General features: G+C 67.2%; 19 protein-coding genes and 1 tRNA gene. 7 read left to right on the top strand and 13 right to left on the bottom strand.

The features are described 5' to 3' along the window. Positions 1 to 27: 27 nt before the first annotated feature. The 5 genes from I6J77_RS08365 to tpiA form a co-directional block, all read right to left on the bottom strand. A complete protein-coding gene (locus tag I6J77_RS08365) occupies positions 28 to 681 on the bottom strand; it encodes a response regulator (protein WP_056718622.1) in 654 nt (217 codons plus the stop codon). Between the two features lie 166 nt (positions 682 to 847). Then, positions 848 to 1,372, bottom strand: a complete 525-nt coding sequence (locus tag I6J77_RS17780) for a hypothetical protein (protein ID WP_239309235.1) — start codon at positions 1,370 to 1,372, stop codon at positions 848 to 850. 1 nt (position 1,373) lies between these two features. Next, a tRNA-Leu gene (locus I6J77_RS08355) sits at positions 1,374 to 1,458 on the bottom strand. A gap of 11 nt (positions 1,459 to 1,469) precedes the next feature. After that, on the bottom strand, positions 1,470 to 1,931 hold the full coding sequence (gene secG / locus I6J77_RS08350) for a preprotein translocase subunit SecG (protein WP_056765143.1): 462 nt from the start codon (positions 1,929 to 1,931) through the stop codon (positions 1,470 to 1,472). A gap of 7 nt (positions 1,932 to 1,938) precedes the next feature. After that, the gene (gene tpiA, locus I6J77_RS08345; protein ID WP_204111269.1) at positions 1,939 to 2,706 is read right to left on the bottom strand and encodes a triose-phosphate isomerase; all 768 of its coding nucleotides are present in this window, start codon (positions 2,704 to 2,706) and stop codon (positions 1,939 to 1,941) included. Between the two features lie 128 nt (positions 2,707 to 2,834). On the opposite strand from tpiA, the gene I6J77_RS08340 reads away from it, so the two are divergent. Beyond that, positions 2,835 to 3,641: an SDR family oxidoreductase gene (locus tag I6J77_RS08340; RefSeq protein ID WP_204111268.1), complete on the top strand. Its 807-nt coding sequence runs from the start codon at positions 2,835 to 2,837 to the stop codon at positions 3,639 to 3,641. Between the two features lie 68 nt (positions 3,642 to 3,709). Continuing rightward, complete coding sequence (locus I6J77_RS08335) at positions 3,710 to 4,381, top strand: DUF6445 family protein (protein ID WP_204111267.1); 672 nt, start codon at positions 3,710 to 3,712, stop codon at positions 4,379 to 4,381. Between the two features lie 94 nt (positions 4,382 to 4,475). On the opposite strand, the gene I6J77_RS08330 is transcribed toward I6J77_RS08335, so the two are convergent. The 4 genes from I6J77_RS08330 to orn form a co-directional block, all read right to left on the bottom strand. Continuing rightward, positions 4,476 to 5,408, bottom strand: coding sequence for an isopenicillin N synthase family oxygenase (locus I6J77_RS08330; RefSeq protein ID WP_056719103.1), 933 nt, complete (start codon positions 5,406 to 5,408; stop codon positions 4,476 to 4,478). Between the two features lie 98 nt (positions 5,409 to 5,506). After that, on the bottom strand, positions 5,507 to 6,859 hold the full coding sequence (gene glmM / locus I6J77_RS08325) for a phosphoglucosamine mutase (RefSeq protein ID WP_204111266.1): 1,353 nt from the start codon (positions 6,857 to 6,859) through the stop codon (positions 5,507 to 5,509). Between the two features lie 56 nt (positions 6,860 to 6,915). Further along, positions 6,916 to 7,830, bottom strand: a complete 915-nt coding sequence (folP, locus tag I6J77_RS08320; protein ID WP_204111265.1) for a dihydropteroate synthase — start codon at positions 7,828 to 7,830, stop codon at positions 6,916 to 6,918. A 32-nt stretch (positions 7,831 to 7,862) separates the two neighbouring features. Then, positions 7,863 to 8,429, bottom strand: a complete 567-nt coding sequence (orn, locus tag I6J77_RS08315) for an oligoribonuclease (protein ID WP_056719097.1) — start codon at positions 8,427 to 8,429, stop codon at positions 7,863 to 7,865. Positions 8,430 to 8,512: 83 nt separating this feature from the next. Here orn and sbcB point away from each other — a divergent pair, with 83 nt between their 5' ends. Further along, positions 8,513 to 9,958, top strand: coding sequence for an exodeoxyribonuclease I (gene sbcB, locus I6J77_RS08310; protein ID WP_204111264.1), 1,446 nt, complete (start codon positions 8,513 to 8,515; stop codon positions 9,956 to 9,958). 66 nt (positions 9,959 to 10,024) lie between these two features. Further along, a complete protein-coding gene (locus tag I6J77_RS08305; protein ID WP_204111263.1) occupies positions 10,025 to 10,711 on the top strand; it encodes a DUF2461 domain-containing protein in 687 nt (228 codons plus the stop codon). Here I6J77_RS08305 and I6J77_RS08300 read toward each other — a convergent pair. Next, complete coding sequence (locus I6J77_RS08300) at positions 10,708 to 12,003, bottom strand: MFS transporter (RefSeq protein ID WP_204111435.1); 1,296 nt, start codon at positions 12,001 to 12,003, stop codon at positions 10,708 to 10,710. The two genes, I6J77_RS08305 and I6J77_RS08300, sit on opposite strands and share 4 nt — an antisense overlap. A gap of 293 nt (positions 12,004 to 12,296) precedes the next feature. Here I6J77_RS08300 and I6J77_RS08295 point away from each other — a divergent pair, with 293 nt between their 5' ends. The 3 genes from I6J77_RS08295 to aqpZ all read left to right on the top strand — a co-directional run bounded on the left by I6J77_RS08295 (position 12,297) and on the right by aqpZ (position 15,274). Further along, a complete protein-coding gene (locus tag I6J77_RS08295; RefSeq protein WP_204111434.1) occupies positions 12,297 to 13,136 on the top strand; it encodes a hypothetical protein in 840 nt (279 codons plus the stop codon). Between the two features lie 5 nt (positions 13,137 to 13,141). Next, positions 13,142 to 14,395: a DUF4785 domain-containing protein gene (locus I6J77_RS08290; RefSeq protein ID WP_239309233.1), complete on the top strand. Its 1,254-nt coding sequence runs from the start codon at positions 13,142 to 13,144 to the stop codon at positions 14,393 to 14,395. Between the two features lie 147 nt (positions 14,396 to 14,542). Then, positions 14,543 to 15,274 (top strand): aquaporin Z, encoded by a 732-nt coding sequence (gene aqpZ, locus I6J77_RS08285; RefSeq protein WP_204111261.1) that lies wholly within the window; start codon positions 14,543 to 14,545, stop codon positions 15,272 to 15,274. Positions 15,275 to 15,313: 39 nt separating this feature from the next. Here the strand turns inward: aqpZ and epmA are convergent, their stop codons facing one another. From epmA to rnk, 3 genes are read right to left on the bottom strand one after another with little or no spacing between them, the layout of a single operon-like run. Beyond that, a complete protein-coding gene (epmA, locus tag I6J77_RS08280) occupies positions 15,314 to 16,270 on the bottom strand; it encodes an EF-P lysine aminoacylase EpmA (protein WP_204111260.1) in 957 nt (318 codons plus the stop codon). Further along, positions 16,270 to 18,681: an NAD-dependent DNA ligase LigA gene (gene ligA, locus I6J77_RS08275; RefSeq protein ID WP_204111259.1), complete on the bottom strand. Its 2,412-nt coding sequence runs from the start codon at positions 18,679 to 18,681 to the stop codon at positions 16,270 to 16,272. The genes epmA and ligA overlap by 1 nt, the downstream gene beginning before the upstream one ends. A gap of 55 nt (positions 18,682 to 18,736) precedes the next feature. Beyond that, positions 18,737 to 19,144 carry a nucleoside diphosphate kinase regulator gene (gene rnk, locus I6J77_RS08270; protein ID WP_007808798.1) on the bottom strand — a complete coding sequence of 136 codons (408 nt, stop codon included), beginning with the start codon at positions 19,142 to 19,144 and terminating at the stop codon, positions 18,737 to 18,739. Between the last annotated feature and the right edge of the window lie 192 nt (positions 19,145 to 19,336).

Raw genomic sequence — 19,336 nt, 5'->3', positions numbered from 1 at the left:
GCATCGGGGCTTCCGTTGCCGGGGGCCTCAGTTGCCTACGTGGTGATTCGGCGTATCGATCAAGCCATGCACCGTCATCAGATGGGCGAGGCTCAGCACGTGGTCCACGTGGAGCTTTTCCATCAGTCGCTGCTTGTAGGTGGAAACGGTCTTGGGACTCAAATTGAGCTGCTCGCCGATCATCGTCAGCGGCTTGCCCCGAACCAGCATCATCGCCACCTCCAGCTCGCGGCTGGACAGCGTATCGAAGGGCGAAGCGCTGCCATCAAGGGTGGCCAGGGCCAGTTGCTGGGCAACGGCGGGGGCGAGATAGCGTCTGCCGCCGGCAACCTGGCGTACCGCCGAAACCAGTTCGTCCGCACTGCATCCCTTCGTCAGGTAGCCCAGCGCCCCGGCGTCAAGCAGGCGCTTGGGAAAACGCGCATCGTCCACGACGGTCACGATCACGATATGCGTGGACAGTTTCGACCGGCACACGCGTTCGGTGAGCTCGATCCCGCTCATGCCCGGCATGTGCACGTCGACCAGGGCGATGTCCGGACTCAGGGTGCGGATCAGCCGCAGCCCTTCCTCGGCGGTGCCCGCCTCGCCGGCAACGTGGATGTCCGACTGCTGTTGCAGGATCATTCGAAAGCCGGTGCGCACCAGCTCGTGATCGTCCACCAGGACCACATTGATCACTTGACTCCCTCCTTGGTAGGGCTGCTTGAAATTAGGCTGCATGGTACGCCAATGCAAGTGGCCTCATGGCCCATGAACCGCCGGCGCGATCCTTGCGCCCGGCCAGTCCAGCCGCGCGCTCCCCCTCCGCGCGTTGCAGTCGGCGTGTCCGAATCCGTCAACAGGCTCAGGCGGCCAGCACGCCCCGGCCCTGACCGGTGGTCCCCTGCGCGAGCGTAGCCGCGCCATGGGTGTAACTCGCCAGGACGAGGGTGGAGATCGGTCCGGGCATCTCTACGCGAATTTCCCGGCCAAGGCGCTGAAACTCGTCCCGTGCCATTTCGCGTGCAAGCTTGATCGCAGCGCCCAGCTGCAGATCGCTGAACAAGGTGATGTGATGGCGGCAGATGCTCCAGCCCCCGTTTGCCAATGGCTTCAGCAGGATCGTCACCATCACAATCACTCCCCTTCCAGTGAGGCCCGAAAACGTGCCGCTGACCGGCCAGCGAATGCCGTGCCCGACTGGAAAGGAATGTGACATGGCGACGCGCCAGATGATGTCAGCCGACGCCCACGATGAGTGTGCGCAAAACGCCGCAGCAGCTTCTTCGAATTGCACCATCGACTGGTGAAGTGCGCACGCAAACGGAAAAGCCGCCCAAAGGGCGGCTTTTCCGTTTGCCGTTTCGACAGGTTTGTCGAAACCATTCAATTGGTGCCCAAGAGGGGACTCGAACCCCTACGACTTGCGTCGCTACCACCTCAAGGTAGTGCGTCTACCAGTTCCGCCACCTGGGCAGGTGTGTTGCTTAGTGCTTGACCGGCGGCTCGGTGGCTGCCGGCACCTCGCCCTGACCCTGGGTCGGAGCGGGGGTTGCCGCCGGCGGAGCTGCCGGTACGGCGTTGCTGGTTGAAGCAGGTACGGCTGCCGGAACTTCCGAGCCCGCGGCAGGCTTGGCCGGGGCCGCGTTGGTGGCTGCCGGCTGCTCGGACAGCGACGACATCACGCCAAGATCCTGTGCCTTGGCCTTGGGTGCGCCGTTGTCATTCAGATACACGCCCATGGCCAGGCTGAGCAGGAAGAACAGGCCTGCAAGCACGCCCGTGGCACGGGTCAGGAACGTGGACGAACCGCGCGCGCCGAAAACCGTGGCCGAGGCACCGCCGCCGAAACCGGAACCGGCGTCGGCGCCCGCTCCGTTCTGCAGCAGGATCAGCACGATCATCGCCGCTGCGATCAGAATGTAGAACACGCTGAAAATGACGAACATAAGGTTTCTATTGAGCCTGTGACGCCTGATGCGCCGCGGCGCAGATTCCAAGGAAGTCGGATGCAGTCAGGGAGGCCCCACCGATCAGACCCCCATCCACGTCCGCCTGCGCGAACAATTCAGCGGCGTTGGCCGCCTTGACGCTGCCGCCGTAAAGCAGTCGGGTCAGACGGGCAATCATAACATCTTCTTTTTCCAGTTGGCTACGGATGAAGGCGTGCACCTGCTGCGCCTGCTCCGGGCTCGCGGTCCGGCCGGTGCCGATCGCCCAGACCGGTTCATAGGCGATGACCGCGGTGTCGAAACTGGCCACGCCATTGATCGCGAGCACCGCATGCAGCTGGCGTGCGATCACCGCCTCGGTCTCGCCTGCTTCGCGCTGTTCCAGTGTTTCACCCACACAGAGGATCGGGGTCAGGCCGCCGGCACGGGCCGCGGCAAATTTCTGCGCCACCAGCTCGTCGCTTTCATGGTGGTACTGGCGACGTTCCGAATGGCCGACCAGTACCCATCGCGCGCCGATGTCGGCCAGCATCGCGGCCGACACTTCGCCGGTATACGCGCCCTGCCCCTCGTGTGCGCTGACGTCCTGCGCACCCACCCGCAAGCCGGAGTCGGCCTGCTGCGTGGCCAGCTCGGCCACGTACGGGAACGGCGGAAACACGGCGACATCGATATCGCCCGGCATGTCGGCGGCGATGTCCGCCACGAGAGCCTTGGCCATCGAGCGACTGCCGTGCATCTTCCAGTTGCCGGCGACGAATTTCTTGCGCATGGTCTGCTTCTGCTGCGATCAAACCGCAAGCTTACCGAGGGGTCGGAGGAACGGCAAACACACCTGCCACTGGCGTCGCCCGACCCGTGCAGTCAAGAATGAAGATCCATCCGCAGGAACCACGCACGATGACCCGTCGCCCGCTCAGCCTGATCACCGGCGCTTCTTCCGGCATTGGCGCCGAGTTCGCCCGCCAGCTCGCGGCCCTGGGGCACGACCTGGTGCTCACCGCCCGCCGCACCGAACGGATGGAAGTCCTCGCCGTCGAACTGCGCGCAGCCCACGCCGTCGACATCACCGTGCTGCCCTTCGACCTTGCCGATCCATCGGCGCCGCAGCGGTTGTGCGAAGCGCTGGAACAACGCGGCCTGCAGGTGGACTGGCTGATCAACAATGCCGGCTACGGCGTGCCGGGCACCTTCGTTGCCAACGACTGGAAGACCCATGCCGACTTTCTTCAGGTGCTGATGACCGCGCCCACCGAACTGGCCTGGCGGGTGCTGCCCGGCATGCGCGAGCGCGGCCACGGCCGCATCATCAACGTCGCCTCCCTGGCCGGCCATGTTCCGGGTCCGGCGGGACACACCTTGTACGCGGCCAGCAAGGCCTATCTGATCAAGTTCTCGCAATCGCTTTGCCTGGAGAACCAGGCCGCCGGCGTGCACGTCAGCGCCTTGTGCCCCGGCTTCACCTGGTCCGAATTCCACGACGTCACCGGCACTCGCGACAAGATGAACAAGCTGCCCGGCTTCATGTGGCTCACCGCGGGGGAAGTGGTGCGCCAGGGCATCGCCGCCGTCGAGCGCGGTGATGCCGTGTACATCCCCGGTCGGGTCAACCGGACGATCAAGCGGGTCGTCCAGCTGATGCCGGACCGACTGGCCATGTGGCTCTCGGCACGGGAGTCGAAGCGTTACCGGAATACCCAGGTGTAGACCGGTACGCAGGCACGCTCCGCGCCGTCCCTTATTGTTGAACCCACGCTCGCCACCGGCTTCTCACCATGTCACTGTTTCCCACCCAGATGCGACCGTTGCCCTACCGCAAGCCCGTCGAAGGCCGCGATTACTGGGTGGTCGACGACGTGCTGCCGAATGCCGACGAGGTGCGCGCACGCTGCCTGGCCAAGACCGATTGGGAAATGGGCTATCCGTACACCGGCGAGGTATGGCCGGGAATGCGGGCGATTCCCGCCTTGCTGGACGACGAACTGGCCGCGCTGGACAAGCGGGTATGCGAGCTGACCGGAGCGAAGAAACTCTGGGTCGAGCAGACCGAGGCCGGCCTGCGGCTCAACCACAACTGCGTGCAGGTGGTCGGCTCGGTCGAGGGCTCGGTCAAGCCGCACACCGACTCGACGAATCTGTGCCGCTACGCGGCGGTGCTCTATCTGAATCCCGACGTACCGGCACACTGCGGCACGAGCTTCTTTCGTCAGCGCATGTCCGGGGGCCAGCTGGGCGGGAACATCGTGATGCCGCCGCATCGGAATCTGGCCGAGGCCCTGGGCAATCGCTTCGTCCAGCCGAACGCCTTTGTCGAGGACGTTCGGGTGGATCACCGCTGCAACCGGCTGCTGGTCTACAAGGCCAACCTGATCCACAGCGCGAGTGCGTACTGGGGGCAGGAGCTGGCGGCCAAGCGGATGACGGCAGTGTTCTTCTGGATGGCGTGAGGAGCAGCACCCCCATCCGGCCTGCGGCCACCTTCCCCCGCGGGCGGGGGAAGGAAACCGGGAGCCCGCGTTCGCGCGGGAGGAAACAAGCTGATCAGATCAGCTTGATTTCGCGCAGCCGCTGCAGCAGGTATTCGTGCGAGGTGATGGAGGTGTCGTAGCGGCGCGGGTTGTCCGGCGTAATGCAGGAGTCCAGCGGGTCCAGCACCACGTCCGGGTTCGGGTGCAGGAAGAACGGCACCGAGTAGCGCGGCTTGCGCGCATTCTCGTTCTGCGGGTTGACCACCCGGTGCGAGGTCGACGGATACACGTGGTTGCTCAGGCGCTGCAGCATGTCGCCGATGTTCACCACGATCGCGTCGCCCTCGGTGGTGATCGGCAGCCACTCGCCGTGGCTCAGCACTTCCAGGCCCTCGGCGCTGGCGCCGACCAGCAGGGTGATGAAGTTGATGTCCTCGTGCGCACCGGCGCGCACGTTGGGAATGTTGTCCTGGGTGATCGGTGGATAGTGGATCGGCCGCAGGATCGAGTTGCCGACGTCAGTCTTGTCCTCGAAGAAGTTTTCCGCCTCGCCGATGTGCAGGGCCAGCGCACGCAGCACGCGCGTGCCCAGCTGGTCCAGCGCCTCGTACAGGCCATAGCCGTATTGCTTGAAGTCCGGCACTTCGCTGGGCCACACGTTGGGCGGCATCACGTCGGCGAATTTCGAGTCGCGCGGAATCTCGCGGCCGACATGCCAGAACTCCTTGAGGTCGGCGTACTGGCTGTCCTTGGCCGTCTCCACCTTGAACGGCGTGTAGCCGCGCGCGCCGCCGCTGCCGGCGAGGTGGTACTTCATCTTGGTTTCGGTGGGCAGCGCGAAGAAGCGCTGGAACACGTCGTACGAGCCGTCGATCAGTTCGCGCGGAATGCCGTGGCCGCTGATGCAGCAGAAACCGAATTCGCGATAGGCCGCGCCGAGCTCGGCGACGAAGGCATCGCGCTCCGTGTCGTAACGGCGGATGTCGAGGGTTGGAACATTCTTCATGGCTGTAGTCACCAGGTTGGGCGTGCGGTCGGATGATCCGCCACCGCAGGGGCGGGGCACGTCGGGCCAATCCATGGCGACCCGGTGCTGCTACAGGTTCACGAGCGTTCGGCTGCGGATTTTACCGTTGCCGCGAGCTTCTCTGCCAGCTGTTGCACTTCCGCTGCGTCGGCGCCTTCCACGGTGACCCGCACCAGCGGCTCGGTGCCCGAGGCGCGCAGCACTACGCGACCGCGACCCTGCAGCACCCGCTCCACTTCGGCCAGAGCCTGCTTGACCTCGTCGCTGGCGAGCGAACGACGGGCGCCCACGGCGCGCACGTTCAGCATCACCTGGGGCATTTTCTGCAGCCCCTGCCGCGCCACGGCGAAGTCCTCGCCCGAACGCGCCAGCGCCTCCAGCACGGCCAGCGCGGCGACGATGCCGTCGCCGGTGGTGGCCCGATCCAGGCACAGGATGTGGCCCGAGGTCTCGCCGCCAAGCACGCCTTCGTGCTGGCGCAACTGCTGCATCACGTAGCGATCGCCGACGTTGGCCCGAATCAGCGGCACGTCGAGTTCTGCCAGCGCCAGCTGCAGGCCGTAGTTGCTCATCAGGGTGCCGACCACCGGGCCGTTCAGCGCACCATGCGCGTGCCAGCTGCGCGCCAGCACGTAGAGGATGTCGTCGCCATCGGCGAGTGCGCCGTGGCGGTCGACCAGCTGCACCCGGTCGCCGTCGCCATCGAAGGCGATGCCGAGATCGGCGCCATGAGCCAGCACCGCCTGCTGCAAGGCCTGCGGATGGGTCGAACCGACATCACGATTGATGTTGAAGCCGTCCGGCTTGTCGCCGATGGCGATCACCTCGGCGCCCAGTTCGGCGAACACCTTGGGCGCCACCTGGTAGGTCGCGCCATGGGCGCAGTCGAGCACCAGCTTCAGCCCGTGCAGGCTGAAGTCCTCCGCCACCGTGGTCTTGCAGTATTCGGCGTAGCGGGACACCGCGTCGTCGATGCGGCGGGCCTTGCCGAGCCGTTCGGAGGCCACCGTGACGAACGCCGCATCGACTTCCTGCTCGATCGCCAGCTCGACTTCGTCGGACAGCTTCTCGCCATTGGCCGAAAAGAACTTGATGCCGTTGTCGTGGTGCGGGTTGTGCGAGGCGCTGATCACGATGCCGGCCTGGGCACGCATCGAGCGGGTCAGGTAGGCCACCGCCGGCGTCGGCATCGGGCCGAGCAGGCCCACGTCGGCACCAGCCGCCACCAGTCCGGCTTCCAGCGCCGATTCGAACATGTAGCCCGAGATGCGGGTGTCCTTGCCGATCAGCACCTTGGGACGATCCTTCCGCTCACGCGCCAGCACGCTGCCGACGGCGCGGCCCAGCTGCAGCATGAAGTCGGCGCTGATCGGCCATTGTCCGACCAGGCCACGAATGCCATCGGTGCCGAAGTATTTGCGTTGATTCATCGTTGTGGGGATCTCGGGTGTCTTGCGGGAACGCAGCCGGCTCGCCGGCGCGTCATTCAATCGTCGTCGGGCCAGCGCGGCGCCGCCGGCGGCGCACTGCGCCGGGGCACGGCGTCCACCGCATGCACGCCCCGCCATACCGCCAGCGCGTCCACGGTCGCCGCCACGTCATGTACGCGAACCATGCGTGCTCCGCGCTGAACGGCGATCAGCGCGGCCGCCACGGAGCCCGCCTGGCGCTCGCCCGGCACGCTGCGACCGGTCAGCGTGCCGATCATCGACTTGCGCGACAAGCCGGCGTAGACGCCACTGCCCAGGCTGGCGAACTGTTCCAGCGCCGACAGCAGGGCCAGGTTGTGCTCCAGCGTCTTGCCGAAGCCGAAGCCGGGATCGACCAGCACCTTGCGGCGATCGATGCCGGCCAGCTCGCAGGCGAACAGCCGGTCGGTGAGGAAGCGATGCACCTCGCCGACCACGTCGTCGTAATGCGGCTCGTCCTGCATGCTGCGCGGCTCGCCCTGCATGTGCATCAGGCACACCGGCACGCCCAGTTCGGCAACCGCGTCCATTGCGCCATCGCGGCGCAGCGCGTAGACGTCGTTGATCATGCCGGCGCCGGCGGCGACCGCGGCACGCATCACCTCGGGCCGCGAGGTGTCGACGGCGATCGGCAGCGAGGTGCGCGCCACCAGCTGTTCGACGACCGGCACCACGCGTTGCAGTTCCTCTTCCAGCGAAACCTCGGCTGCGCCCGGCCGGGTCGACTGGCCGCCGACGTCCAGCATGTCGGCGCCCTCCTCCGCCATGTGCACGCCATGCGCCACGGCAGCCTCCACGCTGTCATGCAGGCCGCCGTCGGAGAACGAATCGGGGGTGACGTTGAGGATGCCGACCACCCGGGCGCGATCCAGCCGCAGCGGACGTCCGGCACAGTCCAGCACCGTGGCAAACAAGTCGTTCGACATGCTCATGGCCTCGTCAGATGCAACCAGCGGTGCGCCACTCAGGCACCGACCTTGCCGCCCAGCTCGCCCATGAAACGGCGGTAATGGCGCAGTTCGGCGATGGAGTCGCGGATGTCGGACAGCGCCGTATGCGCCGACTCCTTGCCCACGCCCTTGGCGATCTCCGGCGCCCAGCGCCGCGCCAGTTCCTTCAGCGTGGACACGTCCAGGTTGCGGTAATGGAAGTAGCGCTCCAGCCGCGGCATCTGCCGGTGCATGAAACGGCGATCCTGGCAGATCGAGTTGCCGCACATCGGCGACTTGCCCGGCGGCACCCAGGCGCGCAGGAATTCCACGGTGGCCTGCTCGGCCATCGCATGGTCGGTTTCCGAGATCAGCACCTGCCGCCACAGGCCGGACTTGTGGTGCTGGTTGGTATTCCAGCTGTCCATCGATTCCAGCTGATCGATCTCGTGGCGGATCGCGAACACCGGCCCGTCGGCCAGCACGTTCAGTTCCTTGTCGGTAACCACCGTGGCGATCTCCAGAATCGAGTCGTTGTCGGTGTCGAGGCCGGTCATCTCCAGATCGATCCAGATCAGGTTTTCTTCGTGGGCTTGGCTCATGGGTTCTCCTTGTGCGGGGGAGTTTATCAGCCTTGCCGACCCCGCCATGCCGGCAAGGCACGGCGCCATGCGATCATCGCCGGATGCAGACCTTCTTCTGGCATGACTACGAAACCTCCGGCGCCGACCCGCGCCGGGACCGGCCGCTGCAGTTCGCCGGCATCCGCACCAGCATGGCGCTGGAGATCATCGGCGACCCGGTGATGTTCTATGGCAAGCCGCCACGAGAGATGCCGCCGCACCCCGACGCCTGCATGATCACCGGCATCACGCCGCAACAGGCCGAACTGGACGGCGTCAACGAGGCCGACTTCGCGGCTCGCGTGCATGAGGAACTGGCCCGGCCGGGCACCTGTGGCGTGGGCTACAACTCGCTGCGTTTCGACGACGAGTTCACCCGCCAGATGCTCTACCGCAACTTCCACGAGCCGTACGGCCGCGAGTGGGAGAACGGCAATTCGCGCTGGGACCTGATCGACCTGGTGCGCATGTGCCAGGCGCTGCGCCCCGAGGGCATCGTGTGGCCAACGCGGGAGGACGGTTCGCCCAGCTTCAAACTGGAGCACCTGGCGCGCGCCAACGGACTGAACCAGGAACGTGCCCATGACGCGCTGTCCGACGTCTACGCGCTGATCGACCTGGCCCGGCTGATCCGGGTGCGCCAGCCGCGACTGTGGGACTGGCACTACGCGCTGCGGCGCAAGCAGAAGGTGTTCGAACTGCTCGACGTGGTGAACATGACGCCGCTGGTGCACGTGTCCTCGCGCTATCCGGCCAGCCGTCACTGCCTCACCGTGGTCGCGCCGCTGGCCGCCCACCCCGGCCGTGCCGGCGAGGTGATCGTGTACGACCTGGCGACCGATCCGGCCGCGTGGCTGGCGCTGGACGAGGACGAGATCGCCGACCGCATCTTCACCCCGCGCGCCGACCTGCCCGAGGGCGTCGAGCGGATTCCGCTGCGCACCGTGCGCGCGAACCACGCGCCGGCGCTGGCGCCATTGTCCGTGCTGCAGGGCGTGGACCTGGCGCGGCTGCAACTGGATCTTCCCCGCTGCCAGGCCCATCGCGACATGCTGCACGCCGCCGCCGGCCTGCCCGAAAAGCTGCGCCGGGTGTTCCAGCGCGCGGCCGAACTGCCGCCACCCGAAGATCCCGAGCTGGCGCTGTACGGCGGCGGCTTCCTGCCCGATGCGGACAAGCGCCTGCTCGCCCAGGTGCGCGCCACGCCGCCGGAGGAACTGGGCAGCCGTCCGTTTCCTTTTCGCGACGCGCGTTACCCGGAACTGCTGTTTCGCTACCGCGCACGCAACTGGCCGGAAACGCTGGATGCCGACGAGCGCCTCCGCTGGGAGCGCTTCCGCCAGGCCCGACTGACCCGGCACACGCCGCTGACCGGACTGACCCTGGACGACTACTTCGCCCGCATCGCCGAGCTGCGCGGCGATCCGCAGGCGCAGGACAAGCTGGGTCTGCTCGACCAGTTGCAGGCCTGGGGCGAACAGCTGGCCGACAGCCTCGGCGATACCTGAGACGCACACCTTGACCGCAGCACGATGGCGGGCAGTGCCCGCCCTGTTCCCTCTCGACGAATCCCCATGTCCAGAAGCTATTTCACCCCCGCCACATTCCGTTTCCTGCGCTCGCTTGGAAACAACAACAACCGCGAATGGTTCCACGCGCACAAGGATGACTACGAGCGCCACGTGCGCGAGCCGTTCCTGCAACTGATCACCGACCTGCAGGCGCCGCTGGCGAAGATCAGCAGCCACTACCGCGCCGATCCGCGCAAGAGCGGCGGCTCGCTCTACCGCATCTACCGCGACACCCGCTACTCGAACAACAAGCTGCCGTACAAATCGTGGCAGGGCTCGCGCTTCACCCATGAACGACGCCACGAGATCCAGGCGCCGGGCTTCTACCTGCACATCGAGCCGGGCGACTGTTTCGCCGGCGGCGGCCTGTGGCATCCGGAACCGGACGCGTTGAAGCACATCCGCGAATTCCTGGTCGACAACCCGGCGGCATGGAAACGTGCCACGCAGAGCAAGGCATTCCGCGAACACCTGCAACTGGGCGGCGAATCGCTGGTTCGCCCGCCGCGCGGCTACGACCCCACGCACGAGCTGATCGACGATCTCAAGCGCAAGGACTTCGTCGCCACCATGCCGCTTGGCGAAGAGCTGGCCTGCTCCGACGAACTGCTGCCGTGGACCGTGGCCGCGTTCAAGCGCGTCGCGCCGCTGGTCGACTATCTGTGTGCGGCGCAGGAGCTGGAGTTCTAGCCGTCAGCCACGTCGCGTCCCCGCAGGCGCAGCGCGACGGCGACCCCGATGAGCGCGGCAAACGCCACGTAGTGCGCCGGCGCCAGCACGCCGAACTGCTTCACCAGCCAGCCGATCAGCGGCGGGGTGATGCCGCCGAACAGCGCATAGGCGATGTTGTACGAGAACGACAGGCCGGAAAAGCGCACCGCCGGCGGAAACGCCGCCACCATCAGCGCGGGAACGACACCCACCACGCCAACCGCCAGTCCGGTCAACGCGTAGAGCGCGAGAAAATGCCCGGCGCCGGCCTGCAGGTCGAGGTAGAGCGCATAGCTGCACAGCAGCAGGCCGATCGCGCCGAGCAGCAGCGTCCGCGCGTAACCGATCCGGTCGGCCAGCCAGCCGTATCCGAGACAGCCCAGCGCCAGCGCGAACGAGGCCAGGTTGTTGCCCAGGAACGCTCGCGCCGGGGCGACATGAAAAGCCGACTGCACGATCGACGGCGTCATCAGGATGATCACCAGGATCGCCGCGGTAAGCATCCACGTCACCAGCATCGACAGCAACACACTGGGCAGATGTCGTTCGAACACGAGCCGCAGCGGCAGGCCGCTGGCCAGTTCCCTGCGCGCATGCATCGCCTGGAATACCGGCGTCTCGCTGAGCCAGCGGCGCAGCCACACCGCGCAGAAGCCGAATACGCCGCCGACCAGGAACGGCAGGCGCCAGCCCCAGTCCAGCACCGCCGCGGGCGTCAGCCGGCTGTTGATCGTCGCCGCCACCAACGAGCCGATCAGGATGCCGACGGTCAGGCCCGAGGTGAGGCTGGCGCAGGCGAAGCCCACCCGTCGCGCAGGCACGTGCTCGGCCACGAAAACCCAGGCTCCCGGCACCTCGCCGCCCACCGCGATGCCTTGCACCACGCGCAGCAGCAGCAACAGCAGTGGCGCCAGCATGCCGATCTGCGCATGGGTCGGCAGCAGGCCGATGCCCAGCGTGGGCACCGCCATCAGGAACACGCTGAGCGTGAACATGCGCTTGCGCCCCAGCTTGTCGCCGTAATGCGCCATCACGATGCCGCCCAGCGGCCGCGCCAGATAACCCGCGGCAAAGATGCCGAACACCTGCAACTGGGCCAGCCACGGCGCCGTGTCGTGGGGAAAGAACAACTGGCTCAGCGGGATCGCGAAGAACACGAACACCACGAAGTCGTAGAACTCCAGCGCACCGCCCAGGGCGGCCAGCAGCAGGGTCTTCACGTCGCGCCGGTCGAGGCGGTCGCGATCGGGCAAGGCGGCAACGGCAGGCATCTCGACCACGCAGGCATCCCCAAGCGTAAAGCGCGCAACCTTAGCGCACACCGGCGCTGCGGCAGTTGTGCACTTGCGTCAAGACGCGCACGTATGGCGCTGCTAGAGTCCATACCGTGCCGCACGGTCTGGGGGGATCTGGCGACACGTCCTGACGATGTCCTGGACATCACCTGTAGTCGGCCTGCCTGCAACACAGGGGGTTTGGCGTACCTGTGGCTGCACCCGGTCGGCTCCGCCGCGGCATTCCGCCGCCTTGATGGGGAGAGATCAACGTGCGACGTACAACCTTGATGTTGGCACTGGCCCTGAGCTGCGCCACGGCGCAGGCAGCCACCACCGGCGTGGCCCTGGTCCACGGCACCGGCAACCAGACCGATGCATACAACGACTACTGGCAGTCCGACATGGTCGAAGGCGTGCGCAACGGCCTGACCGACCGCAGCAACCTGCTGGTGGTCAACTGCGACTTCAACCAGTACATGTGGGACGACCGCGCCGCCGGCTGCCTGGCCACCCAGCTCACCAGCTTCATCCAGAACCGCCACATCGATCGGCTGGTGGTGATCACCCACTCCAACGGCGGCAACGTGATGCGCTGGATCCTGTCCAACCCGACCTGGGACGCGCGTTACCCCGCGATCATCAGCCGCATCGTCAAGGTCGACGCGATCGCGCCCTCAAGCGCCGGCACGCCGCTGGCCAATGCGGTGATGGCCGGCAACGTGTTCGAGTCGGCGCTGGGCTGGCTGCTCGGCTACAAGACCGACGCCGTGCGCCAGCAGCAGACCGGCTGGATGGCCACCTACAACCAGCAATACCTGCTGGGCACGTCCGGCCGGCCGGGTCTGCCGGTGCCGTTCCGCGACGTGGTGGGCACGGACGTGGCGTCGGGTCTGTTCAGCAGCCAGGCCTACTGCGGCGGCTACACGCAGAGCGTGGGGCTGGAGATCACCCAGAACTGGTTGAGCAGTTGCTCGGACGGCTTCATCGAATGTTCCAGCGCGTCGGCGGCCGGCACCGTGTGGTTCCGCGACACCCAGCGCACAGGTGGCTCCGTGCTGAACCACAACCAGAGCCGGCGCGCCTGCTTCGGCCTGCCGTCCATTCTCGCCAACGACATCAGGGGATGATCACCATGAAGAAAGGGATACTCGCAAGCGCATTGCTGGTGATCTTCGCCGCCGCGCCGGCCATGGCCGGCACCCACGCGCTGCTGCCGGCGCAAGCTGATGACATGGTTCCGCCCAGCCTGCAGGCACGCAGCGCCGGCACCCGCTTGACTGCCACATCCGCCGCCGCGACGCGCATGCATGTCGAGCGCCGGCCGGTCAGCGTGAGCTGGCCGCTGGCGCAGGACGCGACGCTGCAGGCGGTGCCGCAAGCGTTTTCGCGCAGCAGCCGCGAATACTGGCGCGACGTGTCGGCCACGGAACTCCAGCAGGGCCTGAAGCTGCCGCTGACCGCACCGGGCGCGATCATCCGCCTGAGTCCGGGCGACCAGGCGGTCGGCAAGCTGGACCCGGCCAGCGTGCGGCTGCAACTGGGCCGGCAATCGCTGAGCGCCGCGGCGGCCAGCAGCCAGGTCGCCGACACCGCCCAGCTGCACGCCGCCGGCATGGACGTCCCGGCGGCCTCGATGGTGATGCGGCTGAAGCCCGAGCTGGGCAGCGGCGTGGCCACCTTGCAGGTCGCCTCCGCCCGCGGCCGCTACGTGGTGCATGTGTTCGAGCCGCAGAGCCCGTTCGCCGTCACCGCCCAGGGCAACCGTGACGACCTGCTGCTGGGCGAGGCGGTCAAGGTGCGGGTGGTCCTGCGTGACGCCGATCGCGCCTTGCCGCTGAGCTCGGTGGGCGGCCTGTTGCGCGCACCCGATGGCAGCACCACGCCGCTCAGCTTCCGTCGCCAGGCCGATGGCAGCTTCACCGTCGATGTCCGTCCGCACAGCATCCCGACCACGCCGGGCCTGTGGGAGGTGCACAGCTTCACGCAAGGCACCGACAGCGCCGGGCACGAGATCCGTCGCGACACCACCACGGTGTTCGCCGCCGCCCAGCCCGATGCCCGCCTCAGCGGCCTGGCCAGCACTGCGGTCGCCGCCGATCGCGGCCTCGACATCAGCCTGGGCGTCGATGCCGTCTCGGCCAGCCGCTATGCCGTCTCGGCAGTGCTGTACGGGCGCGGTGCCGACGGCCGGATGGTGCCGGCGGCGTTCGCCCAGTCGGCCAACTGGCTGCCGGCCGGCAAGGGCCAGCTGACCCTGCACTACGACCCGCACAGCCTGCAGGGCATCGGCGCACCGTACGAACTGCACGACCTGCGCTTGCAGGATCAGCCGGCGGTCGGATTGCTCGAACGCCGCGCCGTGGCGATGCGCTTCGACACGCCCTGACTGACCCGTTCCGTCGCCAGGGACGGCGACGGAAACGGCACGGCGGACGGTGCGCGAATATGCTTGAGCTGGTGCGCCCGCGAGCTGCCACGACATCCACATGGGCGCGCCGGCCATCTCCTTTCCCTTGCAGCAGGAGTAAACGTGATGAACATGAGCAAGCGTCTGGCTGCCGAGTTCTTCGGCACGTTCTGGCTGGTTCTGGGTGGATGCGGCAGCGCCGTGCTGGCTGCCGGCTTTCCGCAACTGGGTATCGGTTTTGCCGGGGTGGCATTCGCGTTCGGCCTCACCCTGCTGACCATGTGCTACGCGATTGGCCACATTTCCGGCTGCCACATCAATCCGGCGGTCACCTGCGGTCTTGCCGCCGGCGGTCGCTTCCCGCTGAAAGACGTGATTCCGTACATCGTCGCGCAGGTGCTCGGCGGGCTGCTCGCCGGGCTGGTGCTGTACACGATCGCCTCAGGCAAGCCCGGCTTCGACGCCGCCGCAAGCGGCTTCGCCTCCAACGGCTACGGCGCGCATTCGCCGGGCGGCTATTCGATGGGCGCCGCGGCGCTGTGCGAGATGGTGATGACCGGCTTCTTCATCTTCATCATCATGGGCGCCACGCACAAGAGTGCGCCGGTGGGTTTCGCCGGCATCGCGATCGGCCTGGCGCTGACCCTGATCCACCTGATCAGCATCCCGGTCACCAACACCTCGGTGAACCCGGCGCGTTCGACCGGCGTGGCGGTTTTCCAGGGCGGCTGGGCGCTGGATCAACTGTGGTTCTTCTGGGTCATGCCGATCATCGGCGGCATCGTCGGCGGCGTGATCTATCGCTACCTGTGGAGCGACCGAGCGGAGCAGCCGGCGATCAAGGGCGACGCCGCCTGAGCGGCACGGCGCGCGGCCAGCAAGGTCGCGCGCCCTGCTTCACGCCCGGGCAAACGGAAACGCCAGCACGTCGGCGATCGCGTCCGTGTCGGCCAGGCACATCAGCAGCCGTTCCACGCCCAAAGCCACGCCGGCGCAGTCAGGCATCGCATCCAGCACGCCCAGCAGGTTTTCATCCAGCGGAATCTCGCGCAGGCCGCGTTCGCGACGCACGGTGTTGTCGCGCTCGAAACGCGCGCGCTGTTCGGCCGCATCGTTCAGTTCGTGATAGCCGTTGGCCAGTTCGTAGCGGCCTAGGTAGAGCTCGAAGCGCTCGGCCAGCGGCGGCTCGCCCGGGCGGATCTTCGCCAGCGCGCACTGGCTCGCCGGGTAATCGTGGATCACCGTGATGCGATCGCGGGGAAACATCGGTTGCAGCTTGTGGGTGATCAGCAAGTCGAGCCAGTCGTCATGCCCCAGCCCCTCCGGGCCGATGCCGAATTCCGCCAGCGGCGCGCGCAGTTCGTCGATCGAGGCGTGGACGGGATCGATGCCCAGGCCGTCGAGGAACAGCTGCCGGTAACTGGTCACCACCACCTCGGCACGCCGACCGCGCATCGCCAGCGCCGCTTCCACCAGCGCGATCGTCTCGCTCATCAGCCGCCGGTGATCCCAGCCGCCCCGATACCACTCCAGCATGGTGAACTCGGGATTGTGCCGACCACCCGCCTCGCCATTGCGGAACACCCGGCCCAGCTCGTAGCAATCGCCGATGCCCGCGGCCAGCAAGCGCTTCAATGGATACTCCGGCGACGTGCGCAGCCAGCGCTCGCGCGCGCCCGCATCGACATGACCGCTGAAGATGCTGCCGAAGCTCTCGATGTTGGGGTCGGTATTGCCCGCGGCGGACAGCATCGGGGTTTCCACCTCCAGCACGTTGCGCTCGGCGAAGAACGCGCGCAACAAGGTGTACAGCCGTGCGCGCAGTTCCAGCGTGGCGCGTGGGGACATCGTCATCAGGCGCGCTCGTGCTCGTCGAGCAGGGCAAGCAACTGCACTTCGTCCCACACCGACACGCCCAGCTCCTTCGCCTTGTCTAGTTTGGAGCCCGCTTCCTCGCCGGCGACGACCACGCTGGTCTTCTTCGACACCGAACCGGACACCTTGGCACCGAGCGCTTCGAGCCGGTCCTTCGCCTGATCGCGACTGAGCGACGCCAGGCTGCCGGTGAGCACGAAGGTCTGCCCGGCCAGCGGTGCCTGGGTCACTTCGGCGGCGGCGGGCATCGCCTCCAGCAGACGCTGCATCGCCGCCTCGGCGCCCTGCAGTTCGGCATGGGCCGCCGGATCGGCCAGGAAGGCTTCCAGCCCGCTCGCCGCCACCTGGGGCACGCCGGCGGTGATCCAGTGCGCCGCCCCGCCCGCCTGCAGTTTCTGCAAGGTGGGAAAGTGTTCGGCGAGCAGCTTGCTGCTCTTGGGGCCGAGCTTGCTGATCTTCGCCATGTCCAGCAACACACCAAGATTCAACCGCTCGCGCAGCAGCGGCGATGGCGCGGCTTCGTCGCTGAAGCTGATGCCGGCGGCCAGCAACTGGTCGACCACCTGTTGGTTGCCGTCCTGCGCGAAGAAGCCGGCGATCGACCGGGCCACTTCTTCGCCGATGTCCGGCAGTACGCGCAGCAGCGGTGCCGGCGTGCTGCGCACGAAATCGAGCCGACCCAGCCACGCGGCCAGGGTCTTGGCCGTGCTTTCGCCGATGTGCATGATGCCCAGCGCGTAGAGGAAGCGGGCCAGCGTGGTGTGCTTGCTGGCCTCGATGCCGGCGACCAGGTTCTCCGCCCACTTCGTCGCCACCTTGCCGGCCTTCACCGTTTCCGGGGTGGTGCCCCCAGCTTCCGCTGGGGCAGGCTTGCGCTCGTCGATGCGCCGTTTCATGTCGACGAAATCGTCCACGCCCATGCCGTACAGGTCGGCTGGCGTGTGCACCAGGTCGAGCTCCACCAGCGCCTCGGCAAAGCGCTCGCCCAGGCCTTCGATGTCCATCGCGCGACGCGAGGCGAAATGGATCAGCGCCTCCTTGCGTTGCGCGGCGCAGATCAGTCCGCCGGAACAGCGCCAGGCCGCCGCGCCCTCCTCGCGGATCAGCGCGGAATCGCAGATCGGGCAGCGCGTGGGCATGGTCCAGGGCTGCGTGCCTTGCGGCCGCAGGTCCTCCACCACGCGCACCACTTCGGGAATCACGTCGCCGGCGCGGCGCACGATCACGGTGTCGCCCACGCGGGCATCCAGGCGTGCCACCTGGTCGGCGTTGTGCAGGGTGGCGTAGGTCACGGTGACGCCGCCCACCTGCACCGGCTCCATCCGCGCGCGCGGGGTGGCGGCGCCGGTGCGGCCGATCTGGATCTCGATGTCGAGCAGGCGGGTGGTCTGTTCCTGCGCCGGAAACTTGTGCGCGATGGCCCAGCGCGGTGCGCGCGAGAGGAAGCCCATCTCGCGCTGGCCGGCATAGTCGTCCAGCTTGTAGACCACGCCGTCGATGTCGTACGGCAGGCTGTCGCGCTTCGCGCCGATGCGGCGGAAATAGGCGATCAGGCCATCGAAGCCGCGCGCCACATCCACTTCCGGCGAGACCGGAAAGCCCCACTCGCGCAGTTGCTGCAGGGTGGCCGAATGGGTCGGCGGCAATTCGCCGCCCTCGACCACGCCGATCGCGTAGGCGAAGAAGCTGAGGCGCCGCTTCGCGGTGATCGCCGGATCGAGCTGGCGCAGCGAACCGGCCGCGCCGTTGCGCGGATTGGCCAGCGGCTTTTCGTCGTGCTTGCGGGCGTATTCGTTGAACACCTCGAAATCCTTGCGCAGCATGATCACTTCGCCGCGCACTTCCAGCACGGCCGGCCAGCCGGAACCGCGCAGCTTCAGCGGGATCGCACGCACGGTGCGCAGGTTCGCGGTGACATCCTCGCCGGTCTCGCCGTCGCCGCGGGTGGCGCCCTGCACGAACACGCCGTCCTCGTAGCGCAGGCTGATCGCCAGGCCGTCGAGCTTCGGCTCCACCGAGAACACCGGAGTCCTGCGTTCGAGCGTGTGCTCGATGCGTCGTTCGAAGTCGGCGATCTCGCGGAAACGCTCGCGCTCGTTCTCGCCTTCCTGCTCGAACGCATTGCCCAGCGAAAGCATCGGCAAGGCATGCCGCACCTCGGCAAAGCCGCCGCTGGCCCGCGCGCCCACCTTGCGGGTCGGCGAATCGGCGGTGGCCAGCTCGGGCCATTCCGCCTCCAGCGCTTCCAGTTCGCGCATCCGGCGGTCGTACTCGGCGTCGGTGATGTCCGCGTCGTCGAGCACGTGGTAGCGGTAGTTGGCCTGCTCGATCTGCGCCCGCAGCGCGACGCTGCGGGCAACGATGTCGGCGGGAACCGGGCGTTCGGTCATGCGGGTCTCCTTCGGATCACCCCGCAGTTTAACGACACCGGCACGCGATGCGGCCTCAGCGGTGGAAGTGTCCCGCGGCCTCGGGCTGGTAGGTGATCTCCAGCACTTTCAGGCGACGCTTGCGGCCGTCCGGGGTGGGCCAGTCGATCTGCTGGTCGCGCGCCAGTCCAAGCAGGGCGCTGCCCACGGGAGCCAGGATCGACACGGTGCCGGCCGTGCCGGCCGACGCGGGGTAGACCAGGGTCAGGGTCAGCTGCTCGCCGTTGCTTTCGTCCTCGAAGGTGACGGTCGAGTTCATCGTCACGACGTGGTCGGGCATCGCCGACGGCTCGACCACCTCGGCACGATCCAGCTCCGCGCGCAGCGCGTCCAGCTTGTCGGCTTCCGCCGTCGGCAGACGCTCCAGCAGCGCTTCGATGCGTTCCATGTCGATGCGGGAAACAGTGATCGGTGGCTTGCTCATGGCTTTTCCTGATGCTCGCGGCTCCTGCCGCGCAAAAGCACACGCCGGAACGAAGCCGCCCCGGCGCGTGTGGTTGATAAGGCCGTGATACCTGTATGGGCATGACCGGCAGATGAAACAAGGTTCACTGTGATGAGAGTGGCAGCAGAAATCAAGCCGCCGTGGCCGCTATCATGGCCGGCCATGCCTGTT

Origin of the sequence: Rhodanobacter sp. FDAARGOS 1247 (assembly GCF_016889805.1) — a bacterium.
Classification (GTDB): Bacteria; Pseudomonadota; Gammaproteobacteria; order Xanthomonadales; family Rhodanobacteraceae; genus Rhodanobacter.
Note: the sequence above shows the minus strand (reverse complement) of the source record. Positions and strands in the feature narration are given on the sequence as shown.